Raw genomic sequence first — 13,256 nt, 5'->3', positions numbered from 1 at the left:
TGACAAGGAGGAACTATGGTCTGTATTCGATGCCAGAAGCGTCCGGCGATCATCTTTATCCAGCGGATGGAGAATGGTCAGATGAAGCAGGAGGGGTACTGTCTGCACTGTGCCCGGGAACTGCACATCAAGCCCGTGGACGATCTGATGAAACAATTCGGGATGTCGGAACAGGATCTGGATAACATGGAAAACCGCATGGAGAGCATGATGGAGGAGCTGGGCGATTCCAACCCCCTTTCCATGCTGATGAATATGTCCGGCAGCGGCGAGGATGCCGATGCGGAGAACATGGACGAAGATCTTGTACCCGGCAGCAATGCCACCTTCCCGCTGGGCTTTACCGGCACGGAAAAGCAGGACGGCGACAAAAAGGCCGACCGCAAAAACGGCAAAAAGCCGCCCAAGCGCAAGTTTTTGGATACCTACTGCGAAAACCTGACCCGCAAGGCGCGGGAGGGCAAGCTGGATGATATCATCGGCCGCGACCGCGAAATTTACCGCACCATCCAGATTTTGAGCCGCCGTCAGAAGAATAACCCCTGCCTTATCGGTGAAGCCGGTGTGGGCAAGACCGCCATCGCCGAGGGTATTGCCGAGCGCATTGCCAAGGGACAGGTGCCCATCGGCCTGCGGGATAAGGAAATTTTTCTGCTCGACCTCACCAGCCTTGTGGCGGGCACCCAGTTCCGTGGTCAGTTCGAGCAGCGGGTCAAGGGCTTGCTGAGCGAGGTAAAGGCCGCGGGCAACGTCATCCTGTTCATTGACGAGATCCACACCATCACCTCTGCCGGTGAGAGCGAGGGTGCTATGAACGCGGGCAACATCTTAAAACCCGCCCTCTCCCGTGGAGAAATTCAGGTCATCGGCGCCACCACCTTTACCGAGTACCGCAAGTACATTGAAAAAGATCAGGCATTGGAACGCCGTTTCCAGCCCGTGCGGGTGGAGGAGCCCAGCGTGGCGGACACCCTTGCCGTGATGAACGGCATCAAGCGCTATTACGAGCAGCACCATCATGTGCAGGTGCCCGCCGAGGTGCTTTCGGCGGTGGTCACCCTGAGCGAGCGGTACATCACCGACCGCTTTTTGCCGGATAAGGCCATCGACCTGCTGGACGAAGCCTGCGCCTGCTGCAATCTGGCGCACCCGGTCATCTCCGAGTATCTGGGGATGCAGAAGGAGCTGGACGCCCTGAAGCAGGAAGAAGCCGAGATGGAGAGCGCGGATGTGAACGAAGCCATCGACTACGAGCGGGTAGCCGAGCGCAAGACCCGCATCGCCAAGCTGGAATCCGAGCTGCCTGCAAAGCAGGCCGCTGCCAGCGAAATTCAGGTGACCATGGACGATGTGGCAAAGGTCATCGAGCTGTGGACGGGCATCCCGGCGGTAAAGATCCGTGAGACCGAGTTCGTCAAGCTGGCAGGGCTGGAAAATGCCCTCAAGCAGAAGGTCATCGGTCAGGACGAAGCCGTGCATCTGGTGGCGCAGGCCATCAAGCGCAGCCGCGCCGACCTTTCCGGCCGCCGCCGTCCCGCAAGCTTCATCTTTGTGGGCCCCACCGGCGTGGGCAAGACCGAGCTGGTCAAGCAGCTGGCAGAACAGTTGTTCGACGGTCCCGACCCGCTCATTCGTCTGGACATGAGCGAGTACATGGAAAAATACGCGGTGTCCCGCATGATCGGTTCTCCTCCGGGCTATGTGGGCTACGAGGAAGCCGGTCAGCTCACCGAGAAGGTGCGCCGCCGCCCGTACAGCGTGGTGCTGTTTGACGAGATCGAAAAGGCACACCCGGACGTGATGAACATTCTGCTGCAGATTCTGGACGAGGGCAAGATCAACGATGCGCAGGGACGCACGGTGGATTTTTCCAACACGGTCATCTGCATGACCTCCAATGCCGGCAGCAGCGACCAGAGCGCGGGCAGCCTTGGCTTTAACAAGAGCGACGCCCAGCGCAGCGAGGAAAAGACCCGCAAGGCGCTGGCGCAGTTCCTGCGCCCGGAGTTCCTTGGCCGCGTGGATGAAGTGATCGCCTTCAAGCCCCTGACCGAGGAGACCTTGCAGGGCATCGCCGCCCTGATGCTGGACGAGTACAAGCCCGGCATGGAAGCCAAGGGCATCGCTTACAGCTACACCCCGGCAGCGCTCAAGGCGCTGGTGCAAAAGAGTCAGGGCGGGCGCTTCGGCGCACGCGATCTGCGCCGCACCATCCGCAAGGCGGTAGAGGACCCCGCCGCCGAGCGCCTGATCGACGGCACGCTGGCATCCGGCGGCACCCTTGTGGTGGATGCCGATGAAAACGGCGAAGTCGTGCTGAAATAATCATAACCGCAAAGCACCCCGGCTGAAAACAGCCGGGGTGCTTTTTGTCTGCGTGCAAAAACTTTTTGTAATATATACTTGACATTTAGAATGGTAAATGCTACTATATGTCCAGAGGATAAAACAAATGCCGACCCGGCAGGAAAGGAGCGTATCAATGCCGAAGAACCTGAAATTAAAGGCCGCCCGTGCGGAAAAGGATATGACGCAAGGCGCGCTTGCCGAAGCGGCAGGCGTTTCGCGCCAGACTATCAACGCCATTGAAAAAGGGGAGTACAACCCCACCATCAACCTTTGCCGCAGTATCTGTAAAATTCTGGATAAGACATTGGATGAACTGTTCTGGGAGGAATGAGTTATGAAATTTTCACTATACAGCAAGAAAAACCAGTTGGACGAGATGCAGGAGCAGACCATGCGCAAAATTGAAAGCCATGGCTTCTGGCTGCTGTGGTACAGCCTTCTGGCGGCGTGGATCGTGCAGACGGTGTTCGGGGCTGCGGACAAGGCCGCCGGAGAGTGGGTCGTATTCATGATCGGCTGCATTTATATGGTTGTCGCGTGTCTGCGCAATGGTCTGTGGGAACGCCACTTTTCGGATACGCCCCTGGCCAATGCTGTGTATTCTCTGGTGGCTGCGGTGGCGGTTACGCTGATCAGCGGGTTTTCCAGTGGATACTGGGTCGGTGCCGCTTTTGCCGGTGTTTTTGCCGGCATCCTGTGCTTTGCATTGCTGCAACTGTGCGTCGCTCTGGTACGCAAACGGCGCGAGCATCTGGATGACCCGAAGGACGGAGAATAATATTACGCAAAAGGGGCTGCTGCACAGCATTTGATGCAGCAGCCCCTTTTTGCATGGGTGTATGATATTATCCCGCATTGACAAAACTGCGCAGAATAAGTACAATAAAACATAGCTATCCGCAAATTTTTTGCATGAGAATAAAGGAGCGTTTTTCTATGCCGAGCAATAAAGTCCGCACCCGTTTTGCACCCTCGCCCACGGGTTATATGCACGTTGGCAACCTGCGTACTGCCCTGTACACCTACCTGATGGCCAAGCACGAGGATGGCACCTTCATCCTGCGCATCGAGGACACCGATCAGGGCCGCTATGTGGAGGGCGCTGTGGATGTCATCTACAACACCCTGCGGGAGACCGGCCTTTTGTGGGACGAGGGCCCGGATATCGGCGGCCCCGTGGGCCCCTATGTGCAGAGCGAGCGCATGGGGATGTTCAAGCAGTATGCCGAGCAGCTGGTGGCAGAGGGCAAGGCCTATTACTGCTTCTGCACCGAGGAGCGGCTGGAAGCTCTGCACGCCGAGCAGCGCGCTGCCGGTGAGATGACCCACTACGACGGCTGCTGCCGCGAGCTGCCCAAGGAGGAAGTGGAAAAGCGCCTTGCCGCAGGCGAGCCTTACGTCATCCGCCAGAAGATCCCCCGCGAGGGCGTGACCGGCTTTGACGATGTGGTGTACGGCCACATCGAGGTGAACAACAGCGAGATGGACGACCAGATCCTCATCAAGACCGATGGAATGCCCACCTATAACTTTGCTAACGTGGTGGATGACCACCTGATGGGCATTACCCACGTCATCCGCGGTAGCGAGTACCTGTCCTCCACCCCCAAGTATAACCTGCTGTATCAGGCCTTTGGCTGGGACATCCCCACCTATATCCACTGCCCGCCGGTGATGAAGGACGCGCAGAACAAGCTGTCCAAGCGCAACGGCGATGCAAGCTATCAGGATCTGGTGGCTAAGGGCTACTTGACCGAAGCTGTGCTGAACTATATCTGCCTGCTGGGCTGGAGCCCCCGCGGCGAGTACGCCGAGCAGGAGATCTTCTCCCTGCCGGAGCTGGTCAAGATCTGGTCCCCGGAGGGCATCTCCAAGTCCCCCGCCATCTTCGACCCCCTCAAGCTGCGCGCCATCAATGCGGAGTATATCCGCCGCCTGAGCCCCGAGGAGTTCCAGAAAAAGGCCGAGCCGTGGATCGACAGCGCCGTGCACAGCGCCATCGACAAAAAGCTGCTGTGCGCAAACCTGCAGCCCCGGTGCGAGGTGCTGGGCGAGATCCCCGAGCAGCTGGATTTCTTTGACGCCATGCCGGAGTACGACGTGAGCCTGTACGCCAACAAAAAGCAAAAGACCACCCCGGAAACGGCCAAGGAAGCACTGGAAGCCCTGCTGCCGGTGCTGAGCGATGAGGCACTGGATTTTGCAAACCGCGATGCCGTGTTCGATGCCTGCAAGGCCAAGGCCGAAGAACTGGGCAAAAAGAACGGCTGGCTGCTCTACCCGCTGGGCATTGCCCTGTCCGGCAAGCAGCGCACCCCCGGCGGCGGCACCGACCTTGCCTGCATGATGGGCCGCGAAAAGACCCTGCAGCGCGTGCAGGATGCCATTGCAAAGCTGAACGGCTGAGCGATATAAGTATAGTGATCTGGGAGGTGGAACCTATGATGTACCCGTTTATGACATTGGATGACGATACCGAGATCGTGCATTCCGAGATGAAGCCCGATGGCCGGGTGAAGGTGTACCTTGAAAAACCGGATGCAGAAGATTGTTTCCACTCAGCAGTGTGCTGGCTGCCGGACTATGACTGGCAGGAGGTGCACGGCTTCACGCCGGAGGAGATCGCGCGGTATCAGAAGATCGTGGAGTCCACCGCGCATCTGATCTTGCAGTTCTCCCAAGAAGGAGGCGTGGAAAATGCCGCAGGTTTTTAAGGTTGGCTCCTACTGGGTCTACTTCTGGGCCAATGAGAACGAACCGCTGGAGCCGATCCATGTGCACGTTGCACAGGGGGCACCCAACAGCAACGCCACCAAGATCTGGATCACCAAGGCGGGCGGCTGCTACCTGTGCAATAATAACTCTCAGATCCCGCCCCGGGTACTGCGCAACATTATGGCAGTTATTGAAGCGCGCAGCGGGGAAGTGATCGAAAAATGGACAGCCTTTTTTGGCGAGATCCGCTATTTCTGCTGAACAGTTGAAAATACCCCCAAAGCCCTGCGGCAAAATGACGGCCGCAGGGCTTTTTTGCGTCTTTGGGCGGGTTTGGGACGGTTCTATGCACCGCGCCAAAAAGCGCCGCTGCCCCGCGTTACAGTATATGCAGACAGTGCGGGGAACAGAACAAAACTCCCCGCCGGAAAGCGGGGGATTTTTATGACAGAGCGGATGGGTGTTTTATCTTCGGACGGGCGGTGTTTGCAGCCTTCGCCCTTGGCGGCACGGGCGATGCTGCGCCCGGCGGCGCGGCGGCTGGCAGCGGTGGGCATCGGCTTTGCCGGCGGCTGGGCGGTGCTGTACGGGGCGCTGATGCCCTTTGGGCTGGGGCTGACCCTTGGGCTGGCAGAGGATTGCTTTGCCCCCTGCGCGGCAGGGGCGGCGCTGGGGCTGCTGCTCCACGGGCTGGGAGCACTCTCGCTGCGCAGCCTGTGTCAGCTGTGTGCGCTGGGCGCTGCCGTGGCAGCACGCTGGCTGCTGCCGCAAAGGTTTGTACCCGCCGCGTTGGCGGGCTGCGGTACATTGACCGGCATGGCGCTGTGTTTTGCGCTGGGCAGCAGCGGCGGGGCAGACCTTTTGCTGTACAGCGCGGCGGACGCATTGCTTGCGGTGAGCATCGGCTTTGGGCTGCGCAAATTTGCCCCGGAGCGCCCGGACATGGGCACGCTGCTGGTGGGCGCAGCCGTGGCAGCGGCGCTGGGCAGTGTGCGGTGGGGATGGTTTTCGCCCGGGGTATTGGTGTGTGCCGCCGCAGAGCTGGCACTGTGCTGCCGGGCACAGAGGTTTGCCGCCCTGAGCGGAAGTGCGGTGCTGGGCGCAGCCCTCTGCGCCGCAGACCCTGCCCTTGCCCCGGCGGCAGCGGGGCTGGGCTGTGCCACGGCAGCGGCGGCGGTGCTGGCGCCCGGACGGCGGGTGGAGACCCTTGCCGCCTACGCGGGCGGGTGCGTGTCCGGGGTGCTCTGCGTGCAGCCGCCCGGAAATGCCTTTGGGATGCTGTTCAGCGCCTGCGGCGGCATGGCGGTGGGCTGCCTGCTGCCCGGCGGTTGGCTTGCCCCGGCGGCAGACATCTCACAGAGCGGAGAGAGCGCCCCCGCGCCCGCCCGCAGTGCGGCGGCATCTACCCGGCTGGAAGCCGTGGCGCAGAGCCTTTCCTCACTGGCGGAGACGGTGAACGCGGTCTACGAGGGCTTGCCCCGGCGGCGGGAAGGTTTCCGCTGGGTCATAGATAATGTACATGATACCCTTTGTTTTAACTGCGGGCGGCGGGAGACCTGCTGGAAGCAGGAATACACTGCCACCATGGCGGGCATGGAAGCGCTGCGTCCGCTGCTGGAACAGAATGGCAGCGTGGAGACCGCGCAGTTGCCCGGGGAATTGTCCCGCTGCATCCACCCGGCGGCGCTGTGTGCGGCGGCGGGGCGCAGCTTTGCGCTGTACCGCAGCCGCAAGGAAGCGCGCATCCATTCCGAAGCCATGCGCACCGCCCTGACCGAGCAGTACAGCGCCGTAGCCGAAGCGCTTGGGGTGCTCAGCGAGCAGCTGGGGCGTCCCGGCGACCCGGAACCCTATAAATCCAGCCGGGTGGCGGAGTTCTTTACCGGGCTGGGTGCGCCGCCGCAGGAGTGCGCCGTCACGCTGGACGACCTTGGCCGCACCCATGCCGCCGTCACCCTGCCGCGCACCCGGTTCACCCCGCAGGAGCTGGCAGCGCTGGCGGGGGAGGTGGGGCATATCTGCCGCCGCACGCTGGAGGTGCCGCAGGTGCTCTCCTGCAAGGGTATGACCACCCTGCTGTTCAGCGAAAGACCGGCGCTGCGGGCGGTGTTCGGCGCGGCAAGCGCTGCCGCCCGGGGTGAGGTATCCGGGGATGCGGTGCAGCAATTCTGCAGCCCTACGGCGGCGCAGATGATCCTATGTGACGGTATGGGCACCGGACGCCCGGCGGCGGTGGACGGCAATCTGGCGGCAGAGCTGACCGCCCGGCTGCTCAAGGCGGGCTTTACCGCCGAGCTGGCGGCGCGGCTGGTGAACGTGGCGCTGGCGCTGAAAAGCGAGGACGAGAGCGGCGCAACGCTGGACCTCATCAGCGTGGACCTATACACCGGCACGGCGCGGCTGTTCAAGGCCGGGGCTGCTCCGGGGTTTCTGGTGCACGGCGGGCGGGTGCGGGCCGTGGGCGAAGCCACTCTGCCCATGGGGGTGCTGGGCGGGGTGAACGGACAGAGCCGGGTGGTGCACCTGACCGCCGGGGACTACGCGGTGCTGGTATCGGACGGCTTGCTGGTGGACGGCGCGGGCTGGGTGGCAAAGCAGGTGGAGCTTTCGGCGGCGGCAGGAGACGCGCCGGAAAAGCTGGCCGAAACGCTGGTGGAGACCGCCCGCATCCGCGCACAAAAGACCGGCCGCCCGGATGATATCACCGCCGCCGTGCTCCGGCTGGAAAAGAGCGGGTGACGGCGGCAGAGTTTCCGTTGCAATTTACGGGAAGGAGGGGTATACTGGAAGCATATTTTTCAGCCCGGCAGTGCCGGGCGCAGGAGGCGGCTTATGTTTACCATCAACGTTGCACCCGACGGCAGCGGACAGTTTACCACCATTTCCGAGGCGGTGCTGGCGGTGCCCTACGACTGCCCTGCGGTCATCCGCATCGCACCGGGTATTTACCGGGAAAAGCTGGTTTGTGAGAAGAAGGATATCACCCTTACGGGCGCGGGCATGGATGCCACCCGGCTGGTATGGAACGACGGCGGCAAGCTGCCGCACCCGGACGGGCGTCCTACCCACACCTTCCGCAGCTACACCGCCTTTTTCAGCGGCGAAAAGCTGCGGGTGGAGGATATGACCATCGAGAACGATGCAGGCCCCGGCGCAAAGGCGGGACAGGCCATCGCAGCCTATGTGGACAGCGCCCGGGCGGCGTTCAGCCGCGTGCGGCTGCTGGGCAATCAGGACACCCTGTTTTGCGCCCCTCTGCCGGAGAAAGAGCGGGAGAAGGACGGCTTTCTGGGCCCGCGCGGGCTGGCACCCCGCCGGGCAAGCGCACAGTATTACCACGCCTGCGAGATCGCCGGGGACATTGATTTTATCTTTGGCGGGGCGGACGCCCTGTTTGAGCACTGCACCCTGCGCACGGTGGACAATGGCCTTGCGCACAGCTGGGTCACCGCGCCCTCCGGTGCGGCAGATGGGCTGGGCTTTGTGTTCTGGGACTGCGATTTTGTCTCGGACTGCCCGGCGGGCAGCGTGTATCTGGGCAGACCGTGGCGGCCTACCGGCAAAACGGCGGTGCTGGACTGCCGCCTTGGGGCGCATATTGCGCCAGAGGGCTTTGCCGGCTGGAACGACCGCACCGACACGGCGCTGGCCGGCTTTGCCGAAGCAGGCAGCACCGGCGCGGGCGCAGGGGAGCGCCCCGGCTGGGTACAGGCGCTTTCGGCTGCTGAAGCCGCTGCGCTGCTGCGCGCTGCCCGGCAGAAGTGCCGCATGGAGACTACGGAAAGGATAACGGAATGAAAAAATTACCCAATGCAGTAAAATGGCTCATCATTCTGGTGGTGCTGGGCGCTATGGGCGCTATGATGTGGGCGGTGAACGACCGCGCCTCCCGGGTGGAGATGCCTGCCCCGGACAACACCTTTGGCATCTACCATACGGCAGAGAGCGGAACATAATAAGAGCTGCACATGGTCAGCGGCCTCGCCCTCTCAGTCACCTGCGGTGACAGACTCCCCCTTTTGTCGCTGCGCGCCACCTTCCCCCGGCTGGGGGAAGGCTTTCCGCACAGGAAGAGCCTCAGGTTCAACCGGAAACTTTGTCGCTATGCCAAAGGCTCTCCCTTTGGGAGAGCTGGCGCGTTAGCGCCTGAGAGGGCGAGCACGCTCAAAATAAAAGCATCTGCAACAAAAACGCTGTTTTTCTGAAATTCAGAAAGCGCTGGTTGCAGATGCTTTTTTGTTTTGTGTAAAAGGGAGCGTTCACTTACCCTCAAAATCGTCCACATAGGGCAGATCGCTCATGACGAACCAGAAGGTGGTGCCCTTGCCTACGGTGCTTTGTACGCCGAAGCGGAAGCTGTGCTGCTGGAAGATGGCCTTGGTGATGGAAAGCCCCAGACCGGTGCCCTGCTTGCCTGCATCCGAGCGGGAGCGGTAGTACCGGTCAAAGATATAGGGCAGGTCGGCGGCGGCAATGCCCGGGCCGTGATCCTCTACCTCTACCCGCACGCCCTCGGTGCAGCGGAAGGCGCGCAGGATAAAGATGCCGTCCTTGCCGATGTGGTGCATGGCGTTGCCCAGCAGATTGTGCAGCGCCCGCTGCATCATGTCCGGGTCGGCGTAGACCGGCAGCTCCTCCTCCGGCAGTTCCAGCCGCAATTGCCAGCCGTTCTGGGCGCAGACGGCGTCGTAGCGCTCGCTTACCTCATCACACAGCTGTCCCATGTCAAAGTGCACCCGCTCGCACTTATAAGTGCCGCTGGTCACCTTGCTCAGCTCCATCACGCTGGACACCAGCGCGGTCAGGCGGTCGGCTTCGTCCACGATGATGTTCATCTGCTCGTCCCGGTGCGCCTTGTCGTCACCGGTCAGGTCGCGCACCGTCTCGGCATAGCCTTTGATAAGGGTCAGCGGGGTGCGCAGGTCGTGGGAGACGTTGGCCAGCAGATCGCGCTGCATCTGCACCGCGTGCTGCACCTCCTCGGCCATGTGGTTAAAGTCCCGGGCAAGGTCGCCCAGCTCGTCGTTGCGGCGGTTGTCCACCTGCACGGCGTAGTTGCCCAGCGCCATCTGCCGCGCCGCGCTGGAAAGCTGGCGCAGCGGCTTTGTGAACCACTCGCTGAACAGCCACGCCGCCGACATGGCAAAGCCGAAGATGAGCGCCGCCGCCAGCGGCAGCAGGGTGCTGAGCACCTTTCCGGCCTCGGCAACGTGCACAAGGCTGGTGGTCACCAGCACGGTGTAGCTGCCGTCTGCCGTGGTGCGCCCTACCAATAGCTGCGCCGAGCCGGAGAGCCGGGGCGGGTTGAGCGTCTGCACAAAGCTGCCCATGCTGCGGCACTTGCGCCGCATGGCAAGGGCGGTGGCAATGATCTTATCGTTGTTGGCAGAGTCCGAAAGATAGGTGCCGTGCAGGTTGCAGAAGGACTGGTTCTCGATCTTATAAATGGTGTGCAGGGTGGTGTCCGAGATGTCCACGCAGAAGCTGTTCAAAGTGCCCTTGGTGTACAGTTCCAGCGTGAGCTTATCAAAAAAATCGCTGTTGACCGCAAGCTGCCCGAAGGACCAGCTGGACAGCACTTTGCCCTCGGCAATGGCATCGTCCAGCCGCTCTACGATGCTGTCGGCTTGATTGGTAAGCTGAGTCTCGATGTGTTTGGTGTACAAAGGCTCCAGCAGCTGGGTGGACAGCAGCCAGAACAGCCCCAGCAGAAACAGGCAGATGAAGCACAAAAACCACATCAGCTGCCCGCGGATGCCAAGGGTATGCCGTGCTTTGGTGGTTTGCCGCATGGACCGCACGCTCCTTCAGTCAACGGGCGGCATCGGGGTCGAACTTATAGCCGATGCCCCATACCGTAGCAATGTAGCTGCGGCATTTGCCCAGATGGCCGCGCAGCATCTTTACATGGGTGTCCACGGTGCGGTCCTCGCCAAAGTAGTCGTAGTTCCACACCTTCTGCAGGATCTTTTCCCGGCTCAGGGCAATGCCCTTGTTGGACGCCAGAAATACCAGCAGGTCAAACTCCTTGGGGGTCAGGGCCACTTCCTCGCCGGATACCCGCACGGTATGGCTGGCAGTGTCGATGGTCAGCTCGCCAAAGGTCATGGTGTCGGCAGTCTCGGGGGTGCGGGGCATGGTGCGGTTCAGCACCGCGCGCACCCGCGCCACCAGCTCCCGGGGGGAGAAAGGCTTTACCACATAGTCGTCTGCGCCGCTTTCCAGCCCGGCCAGCTTGTCGTATTCCTCGCCCCGGGCGGTCAGGATGATGACCGGGGTGTTGATGTGGCGGGCACGCATCTCTCGCAGGCAGGTCATGCCGTCCATAAAGGGCATCATCAGGTCTAAGATCACCAGATCAAACCCGCCGCCGGACAGCTGTGCCAGCGCCGCAGAGCCGTCCCCGGCTTCCTCGCAGATATACCCGGAATATTGCAGATGCTCGTGGATCAGCTCCCGGATGCGGGGCTCATCGTCAACGATCAGGATCTTTGCCATAAAACAGGACTCCTCCCTATCATATATCAGTATACAGCTCTATTTTAATGCAAGAATTGGAAAAAGCTGTGAATTTTAAGTGAATGGTTTGGAAAAACAAAGCCGTCTGCACCCAGTATACCACACAGGGCGGCGGGGCGGCAATCTTTTTGCGGGAAAGCGCAGAAAAAGGCACTGGGGAACTTGACAAGAAAACGGGCGTTTTTGTAAAATAAAGTCGTAAAGACTGGGGTATTTGCGATGAAAAAGGAGAAGTGATCATGAGCATCCCCAAGATCATCCACTACTGCTGGTTTGGCGGCGGGCCCATCAGCCCGGAGAGCCGCAAATGTATGGAAAGCTGGAAGAAATACTGCCCGGATTACAAGATCATGGCGTGGAACGAGCAGAACTTTGATATCAGCACAAACCGCTACGCACAGCAGGCGTATGCGGCAAAGAAATATGCCTTTGTATCGGACTATGCGCGGCTGGTAGTGCTGTACGAGTACGGCGGCATCTATCTGGACACGGATGTGGAGCTGGTGCGCCCGCTGGATGAGCTGCTGGAGCACAAGGGCTTTATCGGCATGGAGCACAGTATGCCAACACCCTACGGCCGCACGCTGCTGGTGAACACCGGTTCCGGCGTGGGCGCAGAGCCGGGCTGCGGGATGATCGGCAAAATGCTGGCGGCTTACCGGAATGCCGCCTTTATTCAGGAAACCGGCGAGCCGGATCTGCGCACCTGCACCCAGCGGGATACCCCGCTGTTTACCAAGGCCGGTTTGCAGCAGAAAAACGAGCAACAGGAGCTGGACGGCTTTCTGGTGCTGCCCACCGACTGCTTTTCGCCCTTTGATTATGTGACCGAGCGGATGCACCGGACACCGCGCACCTTCGGCATCCACTACTATCAGGGCAGCTGGCAAAGCGGCGATAAGGCAAACCGCTGGCGCAAGCGCTTCAAGTGCACCAAAGTCGGGCGCTGGTGTATGTGGCTGCGGCAGTGTTCGCCCCGCTGGCTGCGGGAAAAACGGCGCAGCCTGCATAACCGCTGCCGCCTGCAATGGAAAAAATGGTTCGGCTGCCGCGGGCTGCAATTTGGCCGCTGCATCCTGCTGGACAGGGAACTCCGGCTGCGGCTGAACAGCGGCTCCCGGGTGACGCTGGGCGACCGGGTGGAGAGCGATGGCAGAGTGTCCATCACCACCGGCTATTCTAGCCGGCTGAACATCGGCAGCGGGGTCTACTTCAACGACGGCGCGGTCATCAGCTGTCTTGGAAAGATAACCATCGGCGAGAACACCCTTTTTGGCCCCGGGGTGAAGATCTTTGATAACAACCACCGCTTCAGCCGGGAGGAAGGGGTCAGCCGGGAATGCGCTGCGGGCTGCATCACCGTGGGGCGCAGCTGCTGGATCGCTTCGGACGTGGTGCTGCTCAAGGGTGCGGATATCGGGGACAACTGCGTCATCGGCGCGGGCTGCATCATCCGTGGCGCAGTGCCCGCCGGCTCCCTCGTGACCCGCAGCGGGGAGCAGACCATCCGCCCGATCGAGACAAGATAGCGCATAAAAGTCTGCTGCACTAGGGCGGCGTCCTCGCCCTCTCCGTCAGTTCGCTTCGCTCACTGCCACACTCCCCCTTTTGTCGCTGCGCGACATCTTCCCCCGGCCGGGGGAAGTCTTTCCTCAAAGGGAGAGGCCTTGGCA

The 13,256-nt window shown here is 61.3% G+C and carries 12 protein-coding genes; 10 read left to right on the top strand and 2 right to left on the bottom strand.

Translation table 11 applies throughout. The features are described from left to right. Window positions 1-15: 15 nt before the first annotated feature. The 9 genes from C4N24_RS07820 (at window position 16) to C4N24_RS15350 (ending at window position 9,020) form a co-directional block, all read left to right on the top strand. Entirely contained in the window at window positions 16-2,325 is a 2,310-nt protein-coding gene (locus tag C4N24_RS07820) for an ATP-dependent Clp protease ATP-binding subunit (RefSeq protein ID WP_112090961.1), read from the top strand. Window positions 2,326-2,482: 157 nt separating this feature from the next. Continuing rightward, complete coding sequence (locus C4N24_RS07815) at window positions 2,483-2,680, top strand: helix-turn-helix transcriptional regulator (RefSeq protein WP_015537233.1); 198 nt, start codon at window positions 2,483-2,485, stop codon at window positions 2,678-2,680. A 3-nt stretch (window positions 2,681-2,683) separates the two neighbouring features. Beyond that, the gene (locus C4N24_RS07810; RefSeq protein WP_112090960.1) at window positions 2,684-3,127 is read left to right on the top strand and encodes a DUF6773 family protein; all 444 of its coding nucleotides are present in this window, start codon (window positions 2,684-2,686) and stop codon (window positions 3,125-3,127) included. 158 nt (window positions 3,128-3,285) lie between these two features. Next, on the top strand, window positions 3,286-4,755 hold the full coding sequence (gene gltX / locus C4N24_RS07805; RefSeq protein ID WP_015537235.1) for a glutamate--tRNA ligase: 1,470 nt from the start codon (window positions 3,286-3,288) through the stop codon (window positions 4,753-4,755). A 35-nt stretch (window positions 4,756-4,790) separates the two neighbouring features. Next, a complete protein-coding gene (locus C4N24_RS07800; protein WP_112090959.1) occupies window positions 4,791-5,063 on the top strand; it encodes a hypothetical protein in 273 nt (90 codons plus the stop codon). Next, window positions 5,047-5,325 (top strand): DUF4160 domain-containing protein, encoded by a 279-nt coding sequence (locus C4N24_RS07795; protein ID WP_005921956.1) that lies wholly within the window; start codon window positions 5,047-5,049, stop codon window positions 5,323-5,325. The genes C4N24_RS07800 and C4N24_RS07795 overlap by 17 nt, the downstream gene beginning before the upstream one ends. 183 nt (window positions 5,326-5,508) lie before the next feature. After that, entirely contained in the window at window positions 5,509-7,803 is a 2,295-nt protein-coding gene (locus C4N24_RS07785; protein WP_242983218.1) for a serine/threonine-protein phosphatase, read from the top strand. Between the two features lie 93 nt (window positions 7,804-7,896). Continuing rightward, complete coding sequence (locus C4N24_RS07780; protein WP_112090957.1) at window positions 7,897-8,862, top strand: pectinesterase family protein; 966 nt, start codon at window positions 7,897-7,899, stop codon at window positions 8,860-8,862. Then, entirely contained in the window at window positions 8,859-9,020 is a 162-nt protein-coding gene (locus C4N24_RS15350; protein WP_005921947.1) for a hypothetical protein, read from the top strand. The genes C4N24_RS07780 and C4N24_RS15350 overlap by 4 nt, the downstream gene beginning before the upstream one ends. 303 nt (window positions 9,021-9,323) lie before the next feature. On the opposite strand, the gene C4N24_RS07775 is transcribed toward C4N24_RS15350, so the two are convergent. Continuing rightward, entirely contained in the window at window positions 9,324-10,856 is a 1,533-nt protein-coding gene (locus tag C4N24_RS07775) for a sensor histidine kinase (RefSeq protein ID WP_112090956.1), read from the bottom strand. A gap of 19 nt (window positions 10,857-10,875) precedes the next feature. Continuing rightward, complete coding sequence (locus C4N24_RS07770) at window positions 10,876-11,562, bottom strand: response regulator transcription factor (RefSeq protein WP_112090955.1); 687 nt, start codon at window positions 11,560-11,562, stop codon at window positions 10,876-10,878. A 260-nt stretch (window positions 11,563-11,822) separates the two neighbouring features. Here C4N24_RS07770 and C4N24_RS07765 point away from each other — a divergent pair, with 260 nt between their 5' ends. After that, on the top strand, window positions 11,823-13,112 hold the full coding sequence (locus tag C4N24_RS07765; protein ID WP_112090954.1) for a glycosyltransferase: 1,290 nt from the start codon (window positions 11,823-11,825) through the stop codon (window positions 13,110-13,112). The last annotated feature ends 144 nt before the right edge of the window (window positions 13,113-13,256 follow it).

It is taken from the genome of Faecalibacterium prausnitzii, from assembly GCF_003287405.1.
GTDB lineage: Bacteria > Bacillota > Clostridia > Oscillospirales > Ruminococcaceae > Faecalibacterium > Faecalibacterium intestinale.
Note: the sequence above shows the minus strand (reverse complement) of the source record. Positions and strands in the feature narration are given on the sequence as shown.